Origin of the sequence: Streptomyces sp. NPDC050504, from assembly GCF_044458065.1 — a bacterium.
Classification (GTDB): Bacteria; Actinomycetota; Actinomycetes; order Streptomycetales; family Streptomycetaceae; genus Streptomyces.
The window spans coordinates 193,172-215,746 of sequence record NZ_JBITHO010000009.1 but is presented as its reverse complement, the minus strand read 5'-3'; the positions used below and the strand labels follow the sequence as shown (position 1 = coordinate 215,746).

The 22,575-nt window shown below is 73.2% G+C and carries 13 protein-coding genes; 4 read left to right on the top strand and 9 right to left on the bottom strand.

Annotated features, from left to right (window positions below):
- Positions 1–15: 15 nt before the first annotated feature.
- Positions 16–2,598: a DEAD/DEAH box helicase gene (locus tag ACIBNE_RS31190; RefSeq protein WP_399277489.1), complete on the bottom strand. Its 2,583-nt coding sequence runs from the start codon at positions 2,596–2,598 to the stop codon at positions 16–18.
- An 85-nt stretch (positions 2,599–2,683) separates the two neighbouring features.
- Between ACIBNE_RS31190 and ACIBNE_RS31185 the strand changes: the two genes are divergently transcribed.
- On the top strand, positions 2,684–3,475 hold the full coding sequence (locus ACIBNE_RS31185) for a metal-dependent hydrolase (RefSeq protein ID WP_399277487.1): 792 nt from the start codon (positions 2,684–2,686) through the stop codon (positions 3,473–3,475).
- A gap of 248 nt (positions 3,476–3,723) precedes the next feature.
- Here ACIBNE_RS31185 and ACIBNE_RS31180 read toward each other — a convergent pair whose 3' ends face one another.
- The 4 genes from ACIBNE_RS31180 to ACIBNE_RS31165 are packed head-to-tail and all read right to left on the bottom strand — an operon-like array spanning position 3,724 to position 10,946.
- Positions 3,724–5,415, bottom strand: a complete 1,692-nt coding sequence (locus tag ACIBNE_RS31180; RefSeq protein WP_399277484.1) for an ABC transporter ATP-binding protein — start codon at positions 5,413–5,415, stop codon at positions 3,724–3,726.
- Positions 5,412–7,193, bottom strand: coding sequence for an ABC transporter transmembrane domain-containing protein (locus tag ACIBNE_RS31175; RefSeq protein WP_399277482.1), 1,782 nt, complete (start codon positions 7,191–7,193; stop codon positions 5,412–5,414). The genes ACIBNE_RS31180 and ACIBNE_RS31175 overlap by 4 nt, the downstream gene beginning before the upstream one ends.
- A complete protein-coding gene (locus ACIBNE_RS31170; RefSeq protein WP_399277480.1) occupies positions 7,186–8,967 on the bottom strand; it encodes an ABC transporter ATP-binding protein in 1,782 nt (593 codons plus the stop codon). Before ACIBNE_RS31170 ends, ACIBNE_RS31175 begins: the two co-directional genes overlap by 8 nt.
- The gene (locus ACIBNE_RS31165; RefSeq protein WP_399277478.1) at positions 8,964–10,946 is read right to left on the bottom strand and encodes an ABC transporter transmembrane domain-containing protein; all 1,983 of its coding nucleotides are present in this window, start codon (positions 10,944–10,946) and stop codon (positions 8,964–8,966) included. The genes ACIBNE_RS31170 and ACIBNE_RS31165 overlap by 4 nt, the downstream gene beginning before the upstream one ends.
- Positions 10,947–11,158: 212 nt before the next feature.
- Here ACIBNE_RS31165 and ACIBNE_RS31160 point away from each other — a divergent pair, with 212 nt between their 5' ends.
- Positions 11,159–12,763: a peptide-N4-asparagine amidase gene (locus ACIBNE_RS31160; RefSeq protein WP_399277476.1), complete on the top strand. Its 1,605-nt coding sequence runs from the start codon at positions 11,159–11,161 to the stop codon at positions 12,761–12,763.
- Between the two features lie 45 nt (positions 12,764–12,808).
- On the opposite strand, the gene ACIBNE_RS31155 is transcribed toward ACIBNE_RS31160, so the two are convergent.
- From ACIBNE_RS31155 to ACIBNE_RS31145, 3 genes are all read right to left on the bottom strand, one after another.
- Positions 12,809–14,251: a Gfo/Idh/MocA family protein gene (locus tag ACIBNE_RS31155; protein ID WP_399277474.1), complete on the bottom strand. Its 1,443-nt coding sequence runs from the start codon at positions 14,249–14,251 to the stop codon at positions 12,809–12,811.
- Positions 14,252–14,577: 326 nt separating this feature from the next.
- Positions 14,578–17,526: an FAD-binding and (Fe-S)-binding domain-containing protein gene (locus tag ACIBNE_RS31150; RefSeq protein WP_399277472.1), complete on the bottom strand. Its 2,949-nt coding sequence runs from the start codon at positions 17,524–17,526 to the stop codon at positions 14,578–14,580.
- A 121-nt stretch (positions 17,527–17,647) separates the two neighbouring features.
- Complete coding sequence (locus ACIBNE_RS31145; protein WP_399277470.1) at positions 17,648–18,124, bottom strand: MarR family winged helix-turn-helix transcriptional regulator; 477 nt, start codon at positions 18,122–18,124, stop codon at positions 17,648–17,650.
- 117 nt (positions 18,125–18,241) lie between these two features.
- Here ACIBNE_RS31145 and ACIBNE_RS31140 point away from each other — a divergent pair, with 117 nt between their 5' ends.
- Together ACIBNE_RS31140 and mltG are read left to right on the top strand one after the other, a co-directional pair.
- Complete coding sequence (locus tag ACIBNE_RS31140; RefSeq protein WP_399277468.1) at positions 18,242–20,047, top strand: ABC transporter ATP-binding protein; 1,806 nt, start codon at positions 18,242–18,244, stop codon at positions 20,045–20,047.
- A 439-nt stretch (positions 20,048–20,486) separates the two neighbouring features.
- Complete coding sequence (gene mltG / locus ACIBNE_RS31135) at positions 20,487–21,299, top strand: endolytic transglycosylase MltG (RefSeq protein WP_399277466.1); 813 nt, start codon at positions 20,487–20,489, stop codon at positions 21,297–21,299.
- Between the two features lie 89 nt (positions 21,300–21,388).
- On the opposite strand, the gene ACIBNE_RS31130 is transcribed toward mltG, so the two are convergent.
- On the bottom strand, positions 21,389–22,456 hold the full coding sequence (locus ACIBNE_RS31130) for an NAD(P)-binding domain-containing protein (protein WP_399277781.1): 1,068 nt from the start codon (positions 22,454–22,456) through the stop codon (positions 21,389–21,391).
- Positions 22,457–22,575: the final 119 nt, after the last annotated feature.

The following is a 22,575-nucleotide window of genomic DNA, read 5'->3' as shown; positions in this document are numbered from 1 at the left end:
TTCCTCAGACTCCTTCTACAGACCGGACAGCTGGCCCACGTCGGTGACGCGGACGACGGCACGGCCCTCCTCGTCGGACGCCGCGAGGTCGACCTCCGCGCTGATGCCCCAGTCGTGGTCGCCGTTCGGGTCGGCGAAGATCTGACGCACCCGCCACAGGCCGTGCGCCGGATCCTCCTCGATGAGCAGCAGCTTGGGGCCGCGCGCGTCGGGACCCGTGCCGAGATCTTCGTACTCGTCCCAGTACTTGTCCATCGCCTCGCCCCAGGCGTCCTCGTCCCAGCCCGAATCGGCGTCGAGTTCACCCAGTTCGCGCACGTGGTCCAGGGCCGCCAGCTCCACCCGGCGGAACATCGCGTTGCGCACCAGGACCCGGAAGGCGCGGGCGTTGGCCGTGACCGGCTTGACCTCGTCGGCCTTCTCCTGCGCCTGCTCGGCCGTCTCGACCTCCGGGTTCGCCAGCTGCTCCCACTCGTCCAGCAGGCTGGAGTCGACCTGGCGCACCATCTCGCCCAGCCAGGCGATCAGGTCTTCGAGGTCCTCCGACTTCAGGTCGTCGGGGATGGTGTGCTCCAGCGCCTTGTACGCGCCCGCCAGATAGCGCAGCACGATGCCCTCGGTGCGGGCCAGCTCGTAGTGCGAGGTGAACTCGGTGAACGTCAGCGCGCGCTCGTACATGTCGCGGATCACCGACTTCGGCGACACCGGGTGGTCGCCGACCCACGGGTGCGACTTGCGGTAGACGTTGTACGCGTGCCAGAGCAGCTCCTCCAGCGGCTTGGGGTACGAGACCTCCTGGAGCCGCTCCATCCGCTCCTCGTACTCCACCCCGTCCGCCTTCATCTGGCCGACGGCCTCGCCGCGCGCCTTGTTCTGCTGCGCGGCGAGGATCTGGCGCGGGTCGTCCAGCGTCGACTCCACGACCGAGACCATGTCCAGCGCGTACGAGGGCGACTCGGGGTCCAGCAGGTCGAAGGCCGCCAGCGCGAACGTGGAGAGCGGCTGGTTGAGCGCGAAGTCCTGCTGGAGGTCGACGGTCAGCCGGATGTGCCGGCCCTCGGCGTCGGGCGTCTCCAACTGCTCCACGACGCCGCCGTCGAGCAGCGAGCGGTAGATCGCGATGGCGCGGCGGATGTGCCGCAGCTGGTTCTTGCGCGGCTCGTGGTTGTCCTCCAGGAGCTTGCGCATCGCGTCGAAGGCGTTGCCCGGCCGGGCGATCACCGACAGCAGCATGGTGTGGGTGACCCGGAAGCGCGAGGTCAGCGGCTCGGGATCGGAGTCGATGAGCTTGTCGAAGGTCGTCTCGGTCCAGCCGACGAAGCCCTCGGGCGCCTTCTTCCGCACCACCTTGCGGCGCTTCTTCGGGTCGTCGCCCGCCTTCGAGAGCGCCTTCTCGTTCTCGATGACGTGCTCGGGCGCCTGCGCCACGACGAAGCCCGCCGTGTCGAACCCGGCGCGCCCCGCGCGGCCCGCGATCTGGTGGAACTCGCGGGCGCGCAGGGTGCGCACGCGGTTGCCGTCGTACTTGGTGAGCGCGGTGAACAGCACCGTGCGGATCGGCACGTTGACGCCGACGCCGAGCGTGTCCGTACCGCAGATGACCTTGAGGAGACCGGCCTGGGCCAGCTTCTCGACGAGGCGGCGGTACTTGGGGAGCATGCCCGCGTGGTGGACGCCGATGCCGTGCCGTACGTAACGGGAGAGGTTCTGGCCGAACTTGGTGGTGAAGCGGAAGTTGCCGATCAGCTCGGCGATCTTGTCCTTCTCCTCGCGCGAGCACATGTTGATGGACATCAGCGACTGCGCGCGCTCCACCGCCTGGGCCTGCGTGAAGTGCACGATGTAGACCGGCGCCTGCTTGGTGTCCAGCAGCTCGGTCAGCGTCTCGGTGATCGGCGTCAGCCGGTACTCGTAGCTCAGCGGCACCGGGCGGGTCGCGGAGCGGACCGTCGCCGTGGGGCGGCCCGTACGGCGGGTCAGGTCCTCCTCGAAGCGCGAGACGTCGCCGAGGGTCGCCGACATCAGGACGAACTGCGCCTGCGGCAGCTCCAGGATCGGGATCTGCCAGGCCCAGCCGCGGTCCGGCTCGGCGTAGAAGTGGAACTCGTCCATCACGACCTGGCCGATGTCGGCGTCCTTGCCGTCGCGCAGCGCGATGGAGGCCAGCACCTCGGCGGTGCAGCAGATGACGGGCGCGTCGGCGTTGACCGACGCGTCGCCGGTGAGCATGCCGACGTTCTCGGTGCCGAAGATCTTGCACAGGTCGAAGAACTTCTCCGACACCAGCGCCTTGATCGGCGCGGTGTAGAAGGTGACCTGGTCGTTCGCGAGGGCCGCGAAGTGCGCCCCGGCCGCCACCAGGCTCTTGCCCGAGCCCGTCGGGGTCGACAGGATCACGTTCGCCCCGGAGACCACCTCGATCAGCGCCTCCTCCTGAGCGGGATAGAGGGTGATGCCGCGCTCCTCGGCCCATGAGGAGAAAGCCTCGAAAAGGGCGTCGGGGTCGGCGGTCCGGGGGAGCTGATCGATGAGGGTCACGCCCTTATCTTGCCTGTCTTCCCCTCGGATGAGGGAACCGGGCGGCGGAACGAAGATCACGACGGATAGGCTGGTCCGTCCATCGGCGTGACGGTCCCAGGCGGCCGTGGCGGTTCACGACAACTGAAACGGGGCGGGACGAAACATGATGGGACCGGCGCACTCACTGTCCGGGGCGGCGGCCTGGCTGGGGGTGGGAGCGGCGGCCGCGGCGGCGGGGCACGCCATGCCGTGGCCGGTCCTCGTCGTCGGCGCGCTGATCTGCGCGGGAGCCGCGCTCGCCCCCGACCTCGACCACAAGTCCGCGACGATCTCCCGGGCCTTCGGACCGGTCTCCCGGGCGCTGTGCGAGATCGTCGACAAGCTGTCGTACGCGGTCTACAAGGCGACCAGGTCGGCCGCCGACCCCCGGCGGTCGGGCGGGCACAGGACCCTGACGCACACCTGGCTGTGGGCCGTCCTGATAGGGGCGGGCGCCTCGGTCGCGGCCGTGACGGGCGGCCGGTGGGCCGTCCTGGCGATCCTCTTCGTGCACCTGGTCCTCGCGGTGGAAGGGCTCCTGTGGCGGGCCGCCCGCATGTCCAGCGACGTGCTGGTGTGGCTGCTGGGCGCGACGAGCGCGTGGATCCTGGCGGGCGTGCTGGACAAGCCGGGGAACGGGTCGGACTGGCTGTTCACCGGGGACGGGCAGGAGTACCTGTGGCTGGGGCTGCCGATCGTGCTCGGCGCGCTGGTGCACGACATCGGGGACGCGCTGACGGTGTCGGGGTGCCCGATCCTGTGGCCCATCCCGGTGGGGCGCAAGCGGTGGTACCCGGTGGGGCCGCCGAAGGCGATGCGGTTCCGGGCGGGGAGCTGGGTGGAGCTGAAGGTGCTGATGCCGGTGTTCATGCTGCTCGGGGGGTTGGGCGGCGCGGCGGCGCTCAACGTGATCTGAGGGGGGGCGGGCGCTCCTCGCGGGGGTCCCGCTGCCCGGGGGCGCCGTTTCGCCTGCGGCGGGCAGCGCCCCGCCCCGCCCCTTCCCGAAACCCCGCCGGGGGCGCCAAAAGACCGCGCCCACGCGGCGGAGCCGCACATCGACACAGCCCCGCGCCCCTTTTTAGGGGCGCGGGGAACTGCGCGAGGGCGGGGCACGCGCCGCACCGACCCACTTGGTCCGGGCGGGCTCGCCACCGGGGCCTTCCGCTACCCGTGCCAGGACCGCCACAGCGCTGCGTACGCGCCGCCCGCCGCCACCAACTCCTCGTGCGTGCCCAGCTCCCGTATCCGTCCCTCCGCCATGACCGCCACCCGGTCCGCGTCGTGCGCGGTCTGGAGGCGGTGGGCGATCGCGATCACCGTGCGCCCCGCCAGCACCGCCCCCAGCGCCCGCTCCGCGTCCCGCGCCGTCGTCGGGTCCAGGAGCGCCGTCGCCTCGTCCAGGACCAGGACCTGGGGGTCGGCCAGGACCACCCGGGCGAGCGCCAGCTGCTGCGCACGGGAGCCGTCCAGGCGGTGCCGCCCCGCGCCCAGGACCGTGTCGAGGCCGTCCGGGAGCTCCCGGGACCACTGCGCGCCCACCGTCGCGAGCGCCGCGTGCAGCGCCCCGTCGTCCGCGCCGGGCGCCGCCAGGGTCAGGTTCTCGCGGAGCGTGCCCCGGAACACGTGGTGCTCCTGAGTCACCAGCACCACCCGCCCCGCCCGCACCGTCCCCTCGCGCGGCGCGTCGATCCCGGCCAGCAGCCGCCCCAGCGTCGACTTGCCCGCCCCCGACGTGCCGACCAGGGCGAGCCGCTCCCCCGGGCGCACCGTCAGGTCCACCCCGTGCAGGACGTCGTCCCCGCCCTCGTACGCGAAGTGCACCCCGCTCAGCACGATGCTGCCGTCGGGCGAGGGGAGCACGGGGGAGGGGCCCGCCTTCTCCGTGTGCGCCAGGCCCTCCACGCGCGCGAACGACGCGCTGCTGCTCTGGAGCTGCTCCACCCAGTTGAGCAGCTTGTCCAGCGGGCTCTCCATCTGCCGGAAGTACAGCGCGGCCGAGACCACGGCCCCCAGGCTCACCGCGTCCCGCTCCATCAGCGCCCCGCCCAGCAGCAGGACCGCGACGACGGGCAGCACGTACGCGACGTCCACCGTCGGGAAGAAGACCGAGCGCAGCCGCAGCGTCCCGAGCCTGGCCCGGCGGCTGCGCGCCACCGCGTCCTCGGTCAGCGCGATGCGGCGCTCTTCGAGGCGCAGCGCCTCCACCGTCCGCGCACCCGACGCGGTCTCCGCCAGGCGCTCGGCGAGCAGCGACTCCGCCGCGCCCTCGGTGAGGTACGCGGAGCGCGCGCGGCGCAGGTACCAGCGCGTCACCACCGAGATCACCAGCAGCGCCAGCAGCCCGCACGCGCCGAGCAGCGGATCGACCAGCACCACGGCGGCCAGCACGAACAGGCACTGGAGCAGTGCGATGAAGACGTCGGGTGCGGCGTCCCGCAGCGTCGTGCCGACCGAGGACACGTCCGTGGTGCCCCGCGTCGTCAGGTCCCCCGCCCCCGCCCGCTCCACCACCGACGCGGGCAGCCCGAGGGCGCGGTCCACGTACTCCTCGCGCACGCGGGCCAGCGCCCGCTCCCCGAAGCGGTGACCCGCGTACCGCGCGTACCGCGACAGCAGCACCTGGGCGAGCGCGCACCCCATGATGGCGAGCGCCAGCCGGTCCACCGCCGCCACGGACGCGCCCGTCCCGACCTCGTCCACGATCCGCCCGAGCAGCCAGGGCGCGACGAGTCCCGCGCCCGCCGCGAGCGCGTTCAGGGCCAGGACCGCCAGGAAGGCGCGCCCGTCGTGCCGTACGAGCCGCACCGCGGCCCGCCGGACCTGCGCGGCCCGTGCGACCGGCAGCAAGGTCGTCATCGCACGGCCTCCGAATCACCCACGGTTCCCGCGTCCCACGGGCCCTCTTCGTCGTCCCTGGCCACCAGCCGCCGGTACCCCGGCTCCCGCGCCAGCAGCTCGCGGTGGCTGCCGCTCGCCGCGACCCGGCCGTCCACCAGGAAGTGCACGGCGTCCGCCCGGTCCAGCACCAGGGGCGACGTCGAGACGATCAGCGTCGTGCGGCCCGCACGGGCCTCCCGCAGCCGCTGGGCCATCGCCGCCTCCGTGTGCGCGTCCACCGCCGACGTCGGCTCCACCGCCAGCAGCACCTCGGGATCGGCGAGCAGCGCACGGGCGAGCCGCAGCCGCTGGCGCTGCCCGCCCGAGAGGTTGCGGCCCCCCGACCCGACCGGCGCGTCGAGCCCCTCGCGCAGGCCCCGCACCACGTCCTGGGCGACCGCGGCCCGCACGGCACGGGCGATCGCCTCCTCGTCCGGCGCGCCCCGCCCCGACAGCACCTCGCGCAGCGGCCCCGCGAAGAGGTCGGCCTCGTTGTCCGCGACCAGGATCCGGTCCCGCACCTCGGTCAGCGACACCCCGTCCAGGCGCAGCGCGCCCCACGTCGCCGCCGAACGCACGAAGCCGCCGATCCGGTCGACCACCGCGACCGCGTCCCCGGGCGCGGCGCTCACCAGCGCGGTCAGCCGCCCCGGGAGCACGTCGAGGCCCGAATCGGGGTCCCGCAGCGGCGCGGGCCCCGCGGGAGCCGGAGCGGGCGTACCATCCGCACCGCTCCGGGGCTCCAGCGCCAGGAACCGCACGATGCGGCGCGCCATCACCAGGCCCCTGCTGATGTCGTAGCCGCCCTCGACGAGGAAGTACACGGGGATCCACAGCGCCGCCACGTAGCCGTACACCGCGGTCAGTTCGCCGACCGTGATGGTCCCCTCCGCCGCCATCCGCGCGGCCGGCCAGGTCACCCCCGCGAGGAACAGCGTCGGCAGACCCAGCGACAGCGCCTGGATCCAGCTCGCCACCGCCCCGACCCGGTACCCCTCGCTCCGCAGCCGCTCCGACTCCCCGCGGTACCGCTTCGCGAACGCCTCCTTGCCGCCGAGGCCGCCCAGCACCCGGAGGCCGCCGACGATGTCGCCGAGCAGCGACGCCAGTTCCCCCTGCCGCTCCCGGTACACCGCCTCGGTGCTCTGCAGCCGCCGCAGCAGCGGGCCGAGCACCACCACGAGCAGCGGCACGCCGAGGAGCACCACGGCCGCAAGCACCGGCGAGATCCGCAGCAGCAGGGCCGCCACCAGGACGTAGGCGAGCACCGAGCCGACCCCGGGGCCGATCACGGTCAGCGCCTGGCTCATCGCCCGCACGTCGGAGATCCCGATGGTGACGACCTCGCCCGCGCCGACCCGGCGCGGCAGCGCCGCACCGAGCCGCACGGCCTGGCGCACCACGATCCGCGCCGTGCGGAAGGAGGCGTCCATCCGGAGCCGGGTCATGGTGCGGTGGCGCAGGACGCCGACCAGCGCGACGAACACCCCGGACACGAGGAAGGCGGCGGTCCAGCGCAGCAGCGCGCCCCGGTCGCCCGCCGCCAGCCCGTCGTCGACCGCGCGTGAGATCAGGTACGGCTGGAGCGTCAGCAGGCACATCCAGACGCTGGCCAGGACCGCGCCCGCCCAGGCCCGGCCGGGCTGACTGGTGACCAGCCACCAGAGGTAGCGCAGGGGGCCGCGCAGGTCGGGCGTGCCCGGCTCGTCCCCGGCCGGGCCCCGGCCCGCGCCGAGGCCCGCGTGCGGCTCACCCATGCCAGGAACGCCACAGCGCCGCGTACGCGCCGTCCGCCCGCACCAGTTCGTCGTGGCTGCCCAGCTCGCTGATCCGGCCGTTCTCCACCACCGCGATCACGTCCGCGTCGTGCGCGGTGTGCAGCCGGTGCGCGATCGCCACGACCGTACGGCCGTCCAGTACGCGGGCCAGCGAACGCTCCAGGTGGCGCGCCGCCCTCGGGTCGAGCAGCGACGTCGCCTCGTCGAGCACCAGCGTGTGCGGATCGGCGAGCACCAGCCGGGCCAGCGCGATCTGCTGTGCCTGCGCGGGCGTCAGCACGGCGCCGCCCGAGCCGACCTCGGTGTCGAGGCCGTCGTCGAAGGCCCGCGCCCAGCCGTCCGCGTCGACCGCGCCGAGCGCCGCCCACAGCTCCGCGTCCTCGGCGCCCGTCCTGGCCAGCAGGAGGTTGTCGCGGAGCGAGCCGACGAAGACGTGGTGCTCCTGGTTGACCAGCGCCACGTGGGCGCGCACCCGCTCGGCCGGCATCTTCGCCAGCTCCGCGCCGCCGAGCGTGACCTGCCCGGTGCGCGGCCCGTAGATCCCGGCCAGCAGTCGGCCGAGCGTCGACTTGCCCGCGCCCGAAGGGCCGACCAGGGCGACGCGCGAGCCGGGCGCGACGGCCAGCGAGACGTCGTGCAGCACGTCCACGTCCGCGCGGTAGCCGAACCGCACCCCGTCGGCGCGCACGTGCCGCCCGTCCGGGCCGATCCGCTCGTCGCCCGCGTCCGGCTCGATGTCCCGGACGCCGACCAGCCGGGCCAGCGACACCTGTGCCACCTGCAACTCGTCGTACCAGCGCAGGATCAGCCCGATCGGGTCGACCATCATCTGCGACAGCAGCGCGCCCGTGGTCAGCTCGCCCACCGTCATCCAGCCCTGGATGACGCAGAACCCGCCGAACATCAGCACCGCGCCGAGGATCGTGACGTAGGTGACGTTGATGACCGGGAAGAGCACCGAGCGCAGGAACAGCGTGTAGCGCTCCCACGCCGTCCACTCCCGCACCCGCTGGTCGGAGAGCGCGATGCGGCGCGCGCCGAGCCGGTGCGACTCCACGGTCCGTCCCGCGTCGACCGTCTCGGCCAGGACCGCGGCCACCGCCGCGTACCCCGCGGACTCCGAACGGTACGCGGAGGGCGCCCGTTTGAAGTACCAGCGGCAGCCGACCACCAGCACCGGCAGCGCCACCAGCGCGGCGAGCGCGAGCGGCGGCGCGGTCACGGTCAGCGCACCCAGCAGCAGCCCGACCCAGACCACGCCGATGGCGAGCTGCGGCACGGCCTCGCGCATCGCGTTGGCCAGCCGGTCGATGTCGGTGGTGATGCGCGAGAGCAGGTCGCCGGTCCCGGCCCGCTCCAGCACGCCGGGCGGCAGGCCGACCGCCCGCACGAGGAAGTCCTCGCGCAGGTCGGCCAGCATCCGCTCGCCGAGCATCGCCCCGCGCAGCCGCACGGACCGCACGAAGAAGGTCTGGACGAGCAGCGCGGCCGCGAAGATCGCGGCGGTACGGCCCAGATGGAGCTCGCGCGCCCCGTCCGCCAGGTCCTCGACGACCCCGCCCAGCAGGTAGGGGCCGACGATCGACGCGGTCACCGCGACCGCGTTGGCGCCGACGAGCAGCGCGAAGGCGCGGCGGTGGCGGCGCAGCAGCTCGGTGACGTAGCCGCGGACCGTCGCGGGCGTGCCGACGGGCAGGGTGGTGGCCTCCGTCGGCGCCGCCGGGTCGTACTCCGGGGGTGCCACGCCGATCATGCGGACTCCTCGATCTCCGCGAGGGCCCGGGGCCCGCGCTCTCGTAGCTCTCGTACGGCCGTTCCGCCGTCCGTCCGGCCGACGCCCCTGGCGTCCGCCTCGTCGTCCCTCTCGTCGTCCGTCTCGCGCGTGACGACCGCGTGGTACAGCGGCTCGGTGCGCAGCAGTTCACGGTGCGGACCGACCGCGACCGCCGTGCCCCCGTGCACGAACACCACGCGGTCCGCACGGTCCAGGAGCAGCGGCGACGAGGCGAACACCACGGTCGTACGGCCCTCGCGCAGCCGCTTCACGCCGTCGGCGACGCGTGCCTCGGTGTGCGAGTCGACCGCCGACGTCGGCTCGTCGAGCACCAGCACCTCGGGGTCGGTGACCAGCGAGCGGGCCAGGGCGAGACGCTGCCGCTGGCCGCCCGAGAGGGACCGGCCGCGCTCGGTGATCCGGGTGCGCATCGGGTCGCCTCCGGTGTCCACCGACGCCTGCGCCAGCGCGTCCAGCACGTCGCCGCAGTGCGCGGCGGCGAGCGCGTCGTCCGCCGAGACCTGCCCCGACCCGGGGACGTCCAGCAGCTCGCGCAGCGTCCCCGACAGCAGGACGGGGTCCTTGTCCTGGACGAGGACGGCCCCGCGCGCGGCCTCCAGCGGCAGCTCGTCCAGCGCGACTCCGCCGAGCAGTACGGAAGCGGTCCTTACCGGCCGCGCCGCGCCTCCGGTCTTCTCGGCGTCCGAGGAGCCCTCGGTGCCCTTGCCGTCCTTGCCGTCTTCAGCGTGCTTGTCGTCCTTGTCGCCCTTGCCGTCTTCGGCGCCCCCGGCGACCGGCTCCGCGTGGCCGCCGAGACGCTCCGCGAGCGCCCCCGCCGCGTCAGGGTCACCGCACACCACGGCGGTGAACCGTCCGGCGGGCGCCAGCATCCCGGTCACCGGGTCGTACAGGTCGCCCGAGAGACCGCCGGACGGCACGGTGCCCCCGGCCGCCTCGACCGAGGTGCGCCGCAGCGACAGCACGCGCACCGCGCGCGCCGCCGAGGGGCGCGAGAAGGAGTACGCCATCGCGATCTCCTCGAAGTTGCGCAGCGGGAACAGCATCAGCGTCACCGCGCTGTAGACCGTGACCAGCTGGCCGACCTCGATCCGGCCGTCGCGGGCGAGCCCGGCCCCGTACCAGACGAGCGAGATCAGCAGCAGGCCCGGCAGCAGCACCTGGATCGCGGAGATCAGCGCCCACATCCTGGCGCTGCTCACCGCGGCCTTGCGCACCTCCTGCGAGGCGTCGCGGTAGCGGCCGAGGAACAGGTCCTCGCCGCCGATGCCGCGCAGCACGCGCAGGCCTGCGACGGTGTCCGAGGCCAGCTCGGCGGCCCTGCCCGCCTTCTCGCGCTGCGCGTCGGCCCGCCGGGTGGCGCGCGGCAGCAGCGGCAGCACGCCGAGCGCGAGCACCGGCAGCGCGAGCGCGACGACCAGGCCAAGCTCCGGCAGGTAGAGCAGCAGGCCCGTGGTGATCAGGACGAGGGCGACAGCGGCCGCCGCGAAGCGCGACAGCGCCTCGACGAACCAGCCGATCTTCTCCACGTCACCCGTCGAGACGGCGACCACCTCGCCCGCGGCGACCCGCCGGGTGAGCGCGGAGCCCAGCTCGGCGGTCTTGCGGGCCAGCAGCTGCTGGACGCGGGCGGCCGCGGTGATCCAGTTGGTGACCGCGGTGCGGTGCAGCATGGTGTCGCCGACGGAGATCAGGACGCCGAGCAGCGCGATCAGCCCGCCCGCGACGGCGAGTCTGCCGCCGTCGCGGTCGACGACTGCCTGGACGGCGAGCCCGACGGCCAGCGGCAGCCCGGCGATTCCGGCGTGGTGCAGCAGCCCCCAGCCCGCCGACTTCAACTGCCCGCCCAGCTGCCGCAGGCCGAGCCAGAGCAGGAAGCGGGGGCCCGAGCGGACGTCCGGATCGCCAGGATCTGTGAACGGAAGATCGCGAATCTGCATGACGTCCCAGTGCTAGAGAGTGTGGGGGGGGCAGGTGAAGGGCCGCGGGCGAGGCGGCACGGCGAAGCGGCCGGAGCCGTGCAAGGTTCGCGCTTGAGAGAGGCCCGCCGCAATCGAATTTCCGGTGAAACGGCTCAGAACGCGCCAAGGCTCTGACGTCGAAGCGCCGAGGCCCTGGCGTCCTGGCCGCCGTCGCGCTTCACTCCTGACCCATGAGACAGAAGATCATCACCATGGCGGCCGGGTTCGCCCTCGCGGCGGGCACGCTGCTGGGCGCGGGCCCCGCCGCCGCGGCCCCGGCGGCCGCCGAGCCCCCGGCCGAATTCGGCACCGACTGGCACGACCCGCTCACCGCGGCCCCGCCGGTACCCAAGCCGTCCACGAAGTCCTGCGAGGTGACCGTCGCCGAGGCGCAGTTCCGCGACTTCACGCCGTACGAGGGGAGCTACGCGCCCCCGAAGGGGTGCGGCGAGCGCTGGAGCAAGGTGGTGCTGCGGCTCGACGGGAAGGTCAAGGGACGGCAGTACGACCGGCTCGGCTATCTGAAGATCGGCGGCGTCGAGGTGCTGCGCACGTCGACGCCCGAGCCCTCGCCCGACGGCATCACGTGGTCGGTCGAGAAGGACGTCACCCGCTACAGCCGGACGCTGGGCGGTCCGCAGCCGGTCGAAATGCTCATCGGCAACGTTGTCAACGAGACGTACACCGGTGTCATCGACGTCAGGGCGACGCTCGTCTTCTACGCCGCCGACGGCCGCACGAAGCCCGCGCGGGTGCCCGACCGGGTGCTGCCGTTCGCCAACGGCACGGGCGAGCTGACCACCCCGCGCAACTCCGAGCGCATCCTCGCCGAGGTGTACGCGACCGGCTCGGGCGGCGGCTGCGAGGAGTACTGGTACCTGACCGTGCCGAAGGAAGCGCCGTACTCCTGCAAGGCCGACGAGGGCCCGTACCGGGAGGTTCAGATCTCCGTGGACGGGAAGCTCGCCGGGATCGCGACGCCGTTCCCGACGGTCTGGACGGGCGGCTGGTCCAACCCCTTCCTCTGGTACGTGATTCCGGGGCCGCGCGCCTTCGACATCAAGCCGATCCAGTACGACCTGACGCCGTTCGCCGGCCTGCTCAACGACGGCAGGCCGCACCGCGTCGAGGTCTCCGTCGTCGGGCTGCCAGCCGGGCAGAGCGGCTGGTCGACGCCGACCAACATCCTGCTCTGGCAGGACGCGAAGCGCGAGGTCGTCACGGGCGCGCTGACCCGCCACGAGAACGCGGCGCCCACCGGCTCGGTGAAGCACACGCCGGGCGCCGAGCACCGCCTCGACACCGAGGGCGGCCACCGGCTGACCGTCGCCGGGTACGTCGACACCTCGCACGGCCGCGTCGCGACGACCGTCTCCCGCTCGCTGGCCAACACCTCCGTGCACCGCTGGACCGAGGGCGAGAGCCTGGACGCGCTGAAGAGCACCTGGCGCGACGACGAGACGGTCACGACGGGCGGCAGGACGACCCGCACGCACCGCACGTACACCATGGACGGGCGGACCACCCTCGGCGACGGCGACCGGCTGCGGACGGTGCTGACGCTCGGCGACACGGCGGAGGTCCTGTCCTTCGGGGGCGGCGCGCGACCCGCGTACACCCGCTTCGACGACACGTACACGGGTGACGCCGCCTACACCGCGAACGTGCCGCGCGAGCAGCGGCACGCGGTCGCCACGACGAGCGAGCGCTACCGGCTGTACGGGACTTCGGGGTGTTACGACCGGAGCCTGAGGACCGTGCAGGGCACGCTGACGGTGGACCGCAGGGCCTGCTGAGCCGGGCGGGAGGGGGCCCGGTGGGCACCGGGCCCCCTCGTCACGTCACGCGGTCGGTTTGGCCGAGTCCATGCCGGGCCTGGACTTCTTCCACTCGCCCCGGGTGAAGTCCGGGATCTGCATCGGGGCGCCCTTGGCCTTGACCGAGAGGTGGCTGAGCGGCACGGGCGCGGTCCACACGGCCGCGTCGTACACGTCGAAGTCGGGTACCAGGCCCAGCCGCATGCACTGGATCAGCCGGAACACCAGCAGGTAGTCCATGCCGCCGTGGCCGCCGGGCGGGTTGGCGTGCTCCTTCCACAGCCAGTGGTCGAACTCCGCCGCGTACTTGCCGAAGTCGGCCCACTGGTCGTTGGTGTGGTCGGGCTCGATGTAGATCCGCGCCGGGTAGTCCTCGAAGACGCCGCGCGTGCCGCCGAGGCTGTTGATCCGGGAGTACGGGTGCGGTGTCGACACGTCGTGTTCGAGCCGGATCACCCGGCCCTTGGCGGTCTGGACGAGGCTGATCGTGCGGTCGCTCTCGATGTACGTCTCCTTCCAGCTCGGGTCGCCGGGCGGCATGTGCTCCTTGCGGTACTCGGCGAGGCCGAGCGCGGGGGAGCCGACGCTGACGATGGAGACGGCGCGGTCACCGCGGTTGATGTCCATGTAGTTGGCGGTCGGCCCGAAGCCGTGGTTGGGGTAGAGGTCGCCGCGCAGCCGGGTGTGCCACAGGCGGCGCCAGGGGCCCTCGTAGTAGTCCGGGTCGAACATCAGGCCGCGCAGGTCGTGGTTGTACGCGCCCGCGGCGTGCAGCAGGTCGCCGAACTTGCCCGCGTGCGCCATGCGCAGCACGCGCATCTCGTTCTTGCCGTAACAACAGTTCTCCAGCTGCATGCAGTGGCGGCGGGTGCGCTCGGAGAGGTTGACCAGCTCCCACAGCTCGTCCAGGCGCATCGCGACGGGACACTCCACGCCGACGTGCTTGCCGTTGAGCATGGCGGTCTTCGCCATCTCGAAGTGGAAGTCCCACGGCGTCGCGACGTACACGAAGTCGATGTCGCCGCGCTTGCAGAGGTTCTCGTAGTCGTCCTCGCCGCTGGCGTAGATCGCGGGGGCGGGCTGCCCGGCCTTCACCACCTTGGCGGCGGCCTGCTCGGCCTTCGCCCTGACCGGGTCGCAGACCGCGACGACGCGGCAGGCGGGCTGGGCGAGGAAGAGGTCGATCATGCTGCCGCCGCGGTTGCCGAGGCCGACGATGCCGACGCGGACGGTGGAGCGGCGTTCGAAGGGGACGCCGACCATGGTCATGCCCTGGCGGCGGGGAGCCTCGGCGGCGGCCTCCGCCGGAGGCGTGGCGGCGGAGGCGGAGGCCGTGCCGGTGCCGAGCGCGCCGAGGCCGAGTCCCGCGCCCGCGACGCCGAGCGAGGTGCCCAGGACGGAACGACGGCTCGGGGAGCCGTCGCCAGGGGTGCCGTCGCCAGGGGTGCGGGATGCTGCGTCGTTCATCGAGCCTCCAAGGGAGCTTGATCTCGCCGACAGGTGTAGACCTCGGCAATGACCTTGGAGGGTGCGGTTGTTGGTGCGCAAGGGCGCCGATTGGACTCTTGGGGCGGGGCACTTGGACTCTTGGGGGAGCGGGTTCCGCTGTGCGGCGCGTTCCCCCGCCCCTTAAGGGTGCGGGGAACTGCGCACATCTTTTGGCGCCCCCGGCAGGGTTTCGGGAAGGGGCGGGGAGGGGGAGGCCCGCGCAGCGGAACCCGCGCCCACCCGTGCCCGCACCCGCCCCGTGCCCGCACCCGCCCCCCGCCCCGTGCTCGCCCCCGCCCCGTCCCTCAGCTGCGCCGCAAGTACTCCGGGCCCGGTCGCGTGGACCGTTCCAGTTCCATCAGCGCGGAGTAGTAGCTCCGCCCCGTAGCCCGGTCCATCCCGATCTCGCACATCCGGTTCGCCGAAAGACACACCTCGAACTCCCGCGGAGCGACCTCCGCCGCCTCCCGCTCCGTCGCCGACGCGGTCAACTCCGGGTGCAGCATGCCCCGGTCGCCCGCGAACGCGCAGCACCCCGCGTCGTCCGGCACGACGACCTCCTCGGCGCACGCCTCCGCGACGGCCCGCAGCGCGCCCTCGTCGCCGAGGTGCCGCATGGAGCACGTGGGGTGCAGCACGGCGGACGACGCGGTGCGCAGCACCTCCAGGCGCGGCAGCAGCTCCTCGGCGGCCCACACCACCGAGTCCACGACCGTCAGCTCCGCGTGCAGCGCGCGGTTGTCCTCGGTGAGGTAGGGCACCACCTCGTGCGCGATGCCCAGCGTGCACGACGAGGCGTCCACGACGAGCGGCAACCGGCCGCCCGCGGTCCACCCCCACGCGGCCTCGACGATGCGGTTGGCCATGACGGCGTTCCCCGACGCGTACCCCTTGGAGTGCCAGATCGTGGCGCAGCAGGTCCCGGTGACGTCCTCGGGGATCCACACGGGACGGCCCGCGCGCTCGGAGACGGCGACGACGGCCTGTTGCAGGGACGGTCCGCGATGGCCTTCGGGCGAGCCGAAGACGCGGTTCACACAGGCCGGGTAGTAGACGGCGACCGCTCCCACCCGGCTGGTGCGCGGCGGCCTTCGGTCCGCAGCGCCGGGGATCTCGGGCAGCCACCGCGGCACGAGGTCGGGGCGCACCGCCCTGCGCACGAGAGAGGTCGCGGCGGTCAGCAGCCGGTCGTCGATCCGCTCGGCCGCGGCCACCGCGAGCCGGGCGGACGCCTCCACCGCTCCGAACCGCCGCGCGGCGAACGCGGCGACGCGCTCCTCGCGCGCGGAGTGCCGCCGGTGGCGCAGGGACTTCATCAGGGCGCCGGTGTCGATGCCGACGGGGCAGGCGAGCTTGCAGGTGGAGTCGCCCGCGCAGGTGTCCACCGCGTCGTAGCCGTACGCGTCGACGAGGCCGTCCTCGACGGGGGAGCCGGACGGCTGGCGCGTCATCTCGCGGCGCAGCACGATCCGCTGCCTGGGCGTGGTCGTCAGGTCGTGGCTGGGGCAGGTCGGCTCGCAGAAGCCGCATTCGATGCAGGGGTCGGCGATCGGCTCCACGGAGGGGATGGTCTTGAGGCCGCGCAGATGGGCGTGCGGGTCGCGGTCGAGGACGATGCGCGGAGCCAGTACCCCGTCCGGGTCGATGAGCTGCTTCGTGCGCCACATCAGTTCGGTGGCCGCGGGGCCCCACTCCAGTTCGAGGAAGGGCGCGATGTTGCGCCCCGTGGCGTGCTCGGCCTTCAGCGATCCGTCGAACCGCTCGACGGTGAGGCGGCAGAAGTCGTCCATGAACGCGGCGTAGCGCGCCACGTCGGCGGGGAGCGCGGCGTCGAAGGCGAGGAGGAAGTGGAGGTTGCCGTGGGCGGCGTGCCCGGCGACCGCCGCGTCGAAGCCGTGCCGCGTCTGGAGTTCGAGCAGGGCCGCGCAGGCCTCGGCGAGCCGGGCGGGCGGCACGGCGAAGTCCTCGGTGATCAGGGTCGTGCCGGAGGGCCTGGCGCCGCCGACCGCCGTGACGAACGCCTTGCGGGCCTTCCAGTACCCGGCGACGGTGCCGGGGTCGCGGGTGAACGCGTTGGTCACCGAGGGGACGGGCGCCACCAGTTCGAGGCCGTCCAGGACGTCGGCGGCCCGCCGTTCGCACTCCGCCCGTCCGGCTTCGTCGGGGGACCGGAACTCCACGAGCAGCGCGGTGGTCTCCTTCGGCAGGCCCGCCCAGTCGGCGGGCACCCCGGCGACGCTCACCGAGGCGCGCAGGGTGTTGCCGTCCATCAGCTCGACGGCGAGCGCGCCCGCCTCGTTGAAGAGCGGCACGGCGGCCGCGGCGGCGGGCAGCGTCGGGAAGAAGAGCAGCGCCGTCGAGACCAGGCGGTCCAGCGGGAGGGTGTCGAAGACGGCCTCGGAGATGAAGCCGAAGGTGCCCTCGGAGCCGACCATGAGCCCGCGCAGGATCTGCACGGGCGTCGCGCCGTCCAGGAAGGCGTCCAGGCGGTAGCCGTTGGTGTTCTTGATCTCGTACTTGGCGCGGATGCGGGCGGTCAGCTCCGGGTCCGCCTCGATCTCGGCCTTGAGGGCGAGGAGCCCCGCGCAGAGCCGCGGCTCTGCGCACCGCAGCTCCTCGTCGGCGCGCGGGTCGCCGGTGTCGACGACGGTGCCGCTCGGCAGGACGAAGGTGAGCGAGGAGAGCGTGCGGTACGAATTGCGGGTCGTGCCCGCCGTCATGCCCGACGCGTTGTTGGCGACGACTCCGCCGATCGTGCAGGCGATCGCGCTGGCCGGGTCGGGGCCGAGCACCCGGCCGTGCCGGGCGAGCGCGGCGTTGGCGCGCAGGACCGTGGTGCCGGGCCTGACGCGGGCGCGGCGGCCGCCGTCCTCGACCTCGACGCCCGTCCAGTGGCGGCGGACGTCGACCAGGACGTCCTCGCCCTGCGCCTGGCCGTTGAGGCTGGTGCCCGCCGCCCGGAACACCACCTGGCGGCCCTTGCCGTGGGCGTAGGAGAGGATCGCGGAGACGTCGTCGATGTCCTCGGGGACCACGACGACCTGGGGTACGAAGCGGTAGGGGCTGGCGTCCGACGCGTACCGCACCAGGTCGGAGACCTTCCAGAGCACCTTGTCCGCGCCGAGGAGCGCGATCAGCTCGTCGCGCAGCGGCCCGGGGGTGCCGTCCGCCCGCAGGTCCGGCACCCGGTCGGGTGAAGGGGCCCGCTCCGAGGTCGGGCGGAGGGCGTCCGGGTTCGGCTCCAGGAGCGGCATGGCGGGGTCCCCTTTCTCGGCGGCGCCCGGTGGGGCGACCGGCCGGCTCCGGCGGCTGCCGGGGACCGCGGTCCCCGGGCCCGTGCCCCCGTGGGGCGGCGGCCCGGTGCGGTGCGGGTCCTCAGCAGCGGCGCCCCGGCGTCCCGTCCCCGTCCGGCGGGGGACCGTCCACCAGGGTCGACAGCAGGTCGGCGAGCACCTCGCGCTGCTCGTCCGTCAACGGAGCCAGGATCTCCTCCGCGGCGTCCCTGCGCGCGCCGCGCAACGCCCGCAGCACGGCCCGGCCCGTGTCCGTGAGCTCGATCCTGATCACCCTGCGGTTGTCGGGGTCGGGGGCGCGGCGCACGCAGTCGCTCGCCTCCAGGCCGTCGACGAGGCTGGTCACGGCGCGCGGCACGACCTCCAGGCGCTGGGCCAGATCGGCCATGCGCGGCGGGCTGTCGTAGTGCGCCAGGGTGCGCAGCAGCCGGGACTGCGCCGGGGTGACGCCGACCGGCTCCAGGTGCTGCTTGTGGATGCGGTGCAGCCTGCGGGTCAGCCGCAGCAGCTGCTCGGCCAGCAGCCCGTCGGCTTCGCGGCGGACGTCGGGTGTGCTCATGCGGGAACAATATCAGGACCTAGTGCATTGTGAGCATAGGTAACAATGAGCTATGCTCTTCGACGTTCGACTCGAAGCCCGGAACGATCCGGAAGCCTCACCCTCCCGAAGGAGCCCATGCACCCCGACCGATCCACCTGGACGCCCCCGCCCCGGAGCCCCGACCAGCCGCCCGCCGAGCTGCGCCGCATCCTCCGCCTCTTCCGGCCCTACCGCGCCCGCCTCGCCGTGGTGGGCCTCCTCGTCTGCGCCTCGTCGCTGGTCGGCGTGGCCTCGCCCTTCCTGCTGCGCGAGATCCTCGACGTGGCGATCCCCGAGGGGCGGACGGGCCTGCTGACCCTCCTGGCCCTCGGCATGATCCTCACCGCCGTGGTCACCTCCGTCTTCGGAGTCCTCCAGACCCTGATCTCCACGACGGTCGGCCAGCGCGTCATGCACGACCTGCGCACCGGGGTCTACGCCCAGCTCCAGCGCATGCCCCTGGCCTTCTTCACCAGGACCCGCACGGGCGAGGTGCAGTCCCGCATCGCCAACGACATCGGCGGGATGCAGGCGACGGTCACCTCGACCGCCACGTCCCTGGTCTCCAACGCCACGGCCGTGATCGCCACCGTCGTCGCGATGCTCGCCCTCGACTGGCGGCTCACCGCCGTCTCGCTGCTGCTGCTCCCGCTCTTCGTCTGGATCAGCCGCCGGGTCGGCCAGGAGCGGAAGAGGATCACCACCCAGCGCCAGAAGCAGATGGCCGCCATGGCCGCCACGGTCACCGAGTCGCTCTCCGTCAGCGGCATCCTGCTCGGCCGCACCATGGGCCGCTCCGACTCCCTCACCAAGACCTTCGCCGACGAGTCGGAGCGCCTGGTCGACCTGGAGGTCAGGGCCAACATGGCGGGGCGGTGGCGGATGTCGGTCATCGGCATCGTCATGGCCGCCATGCCCGCGGTCATCTACTGGGCGGCGGGGCTCGCCATGCAGGGCGGCGGAGCCGCGGTCTCGCTCGGCACGCTCGTCGCCTTCGTCTCGCTCCAGCAGGGCCTCTTCAGGCCCGCCGTGAGCCTGCTCTCCACCGGAGTGCAGATCCAGACCTCCCTCGCCCTCTTCCAGCGCATCTTCGAGTACCTCGACCTGCCGGTGGACATCACCGAGCCCGACGAGCCGGTGCGCCTCGCGAAGGCCCGCGGCGAAATCCGCTTCGAAGGCGTCGACTTCGCCTACGACGAGCAGGGCGGCCCGGCCCTCAAGGGCATCGACGTCACCGTCCCGGCGGGCAGCAGCCTCGCCGTCGTCGGCCCCACGGGCGCGGGCAAGTCCACGCTCGGCTATCTGGTGCCCCGGCTGTACGACGTCACGGGCGGGCGGGTCACGCTCGACGGCGTGGACGTCCGCGCCCTCGACTTCGACAGCCTGGCGCGCGCGGTGGGCGTCGTCTCCCAGGAGACCTACCTCTTCCACGCGTCGGTCGCCGACAACCTCCGCTTCGCCAAGCCGGACGCGACCGACGAGGAGCTGGTCGAGGCGGCCCGCGCCGCGCAGATCCACGACCACATAGCCTCGCTCCCCGACGGGTACGACACCCTGGTCGGCGAGCGCGGATACCGCTTCTCGGGCGGCGAGAAGCAGCGCCTCGCGATAGCCAGGACCATCCTGCGCGATCCGCCCGTCCTCATCCTGGACGAGGCGACCAGCGCCCTGGACACCCGTACGGAGCATGCGGTGCAGCAAGCCATCGACGCGCTCTCGGAAGGCAGGACCACCCTCACCATCGCGCACCGCCTCTCCACCGTCCGCGACGCGGATCAGATCGTCGTCCTCGACGGCGGGTCCACCGCCGAGCGCGGCACCCACGAGGAACTGCTCGCGCTCGACGGGAAGTACGCCGAGCTGGTGCGCCGGGACGCGCAGCTGGCGCCCGTCGCGCCCTGAGCGGCCAATTCCTCGGCCATGGCTCCGGTGCCGTTGCCGTCCGGCCAGGTGTACCCGTCGCACACGACGACGCCGCCGCCCCCTGGGACGGGGAGCGACGGCGTCTTCAGGAACGCCCGGCGTCGGAGCGCCAGAGCGTCAGGGCATCAGACCAGCCAGCCGATGAAGTGGACGACACCGGCGATCAGGTTGGTGAGGAAGTTCATGGTGGTGCTTCTCCTTGTGCATGGTGCATGTGTGGGACCGCGTAAGTCACGGTCTGCAGCCCGTCGCTTGCGCACTGCAATCATCGTGCTGCGTACGGGAGTTGGGCAATCAATCCCGGGACGATCACGCGTTCCGGCGAACAACCGATCCCGTGTTCGTGTGTTCAACGTGTCAGCCGGGTGCTCGGGCGGGGCACCGGTTGCGGCGGTGGCGAACGGGTTAGCGTTTCGGCATGGAGAAGACGCCCTCCCGGCTGACGCGACGCGGCCGACTGGTCCTGACCCTGGTCACCGTCCTCGCGCTGACCGCCGCAGCCGTGGTCGTGGCGCTGCTCGCACGGGGGACGAAGGAAGAGCCCGGCGCTCTGGTGGTGCCCGAGGGGCGGCGCGCCGCCAAGGTGTACGAGACGGTGGACCGCGCGCTGGGCGAGGACCCGGGCACCACCAGGAAGGCGGTCGCCGGGGCGGAGCTGGCACTTCCCCCGGAGGCCAAGGGCAACCCGGAGGGCTACCTCTTTCCGGCGACCTACCCCGTCAAGTCGTCGACGACGCCCGCCGGGCTGCTCGCCTACATGGTGGACACGGCCAACGAGCGGTTCGGCGCTGAGGGCGTCACGAGCGGCGCGAAGCGCAACGGCCTGACGGTCTACCAGGCGGTGACCGTCGCCAGCATCGTGCAGGCCGAGGCCGACACCCGCGCGGACATGGGCAAGGTGGCGCGGGTCATCCGCAACCGCACGGCCAAGGGGATGCCGCTCCAGATGGACTCCACCCTCAACTACGCGCTGAACCGCTCCACCCTGGACACCACGCACGGCGACACCCGGCTCGACAGCCCCTACAACACGTACGAGCGCCAGGGCCTTCCCCCGACCCCCATCGGCAACCCGGGAGACCAGGCGATGGACGCCACCCTCGCGCCGACCCCGGGCGACTGGCTGTACTTCGTCACGGTCGCCGCCGGCGACACCCGCTTCACCGCCGACTACGCCGAGCACCAGAAGAACGTCGAAGAGTTCAACCGGAACAGGAAGAACGGCTCCTGAGGGCGTCCGGCGCTTCCCGGCAGCCCCGCCGCCCCCACCCCTGCCCCGCAGGTTGCCCCCGCCTCACGCCCCCGCAGGTTGCCCCCGCCTCACGCGCCCGAAGGCACCCGGCCGAGCAGCGCCCTGATCTCCCGCACCGCCGCGCGCCCCGCGCGGTTCGCGCCGATCGTCGACGCGGACGGGCCGTACCCCACGAGGTGGACGCGCTCGTCCCGTACGGCCCTGGTCCCGTCCAGCGCGACGCCCCCGCCGCTCTCGCGCAGCCTCAACGGCGCGAGGTGGTCGATCGCGGCACGGAAGCCGGTGGCCCACAGGATCACGTCCGCGTCCACCGTCCGCCCGTCGGCCCAGGCCACACCGGTCGGCGTGATCCGGTCGAACATCGGCAGCCGGTCCAGTACGCCCGAAGCGATGCCGTGCCGTACGGCGTCGTTCATCGGCAGCCCCGTCACCGACACCACGCTGCGCGGCGGTAGTCCCCGCCGCACCCGCTCCTCGACCAGGGCGACCGCGTCGCGCCCCCACTGCTCGGTGAACGGCCCCTCGCGGAAGACCGGCTCGCTCCTGGTCACCCAGGTGGTGTCCGCCGCGTGCTCGGCGATCTCCAGCAGGTGCTGGGTGCCCGACGCGCCGCCGCCCACCACGATCACCCGCTGACCGGCGAACTCTTCGGGACCCGGATAGTTCGCCGTGTGCAGCTGACGGCCCCGGAAGGTCTCCTGTCCCGGGTAGCGCGGCCAGAAGGGCCGGTCCCAGGTGCCGGTCGCGTTGATCAGGGCCCGGGTGGCGTACGCGCCCTCCGAGGTCTCGACGAGGAGCCGTCCGCCCTCGCCCTCGCGCACCGCCGACACCTCGACCGGCCGGTGCACGCGCAGCCCGAAGCGCTCCTCGTACTCCGTGAAGTACGCGCCGATCACCTCGGACGAGGGGCGGCTGCCGTCCGCGCCGACCAGCTCCATGCCGGGCAGCGCGTGCATTCCGTGCACCTTGCCGTACGTCAGCGAGGGCCAGCGGAACTGCCAGGCGCCGCCCGGCCGGGGCGCGTGGTCCAGGACCACGAAGTCGCGGTCGGGTTCGAGCCCCGCCCGCCGCAGGTGGTAGGCGCCGGACAGGCCCGCCTGCCCGGCGCCCACGACCACCACGTCCACGTCACGCACGTCCACGTCACGCACGTCCACGTCACGCACGTCCACGGACCGCGCCCCGATGTAGTTCATGCTTCTACCAACGCGGCGCCCCGTGCGGATCTTCCCGGGTCCGGCGGCGGGGTCGGCGT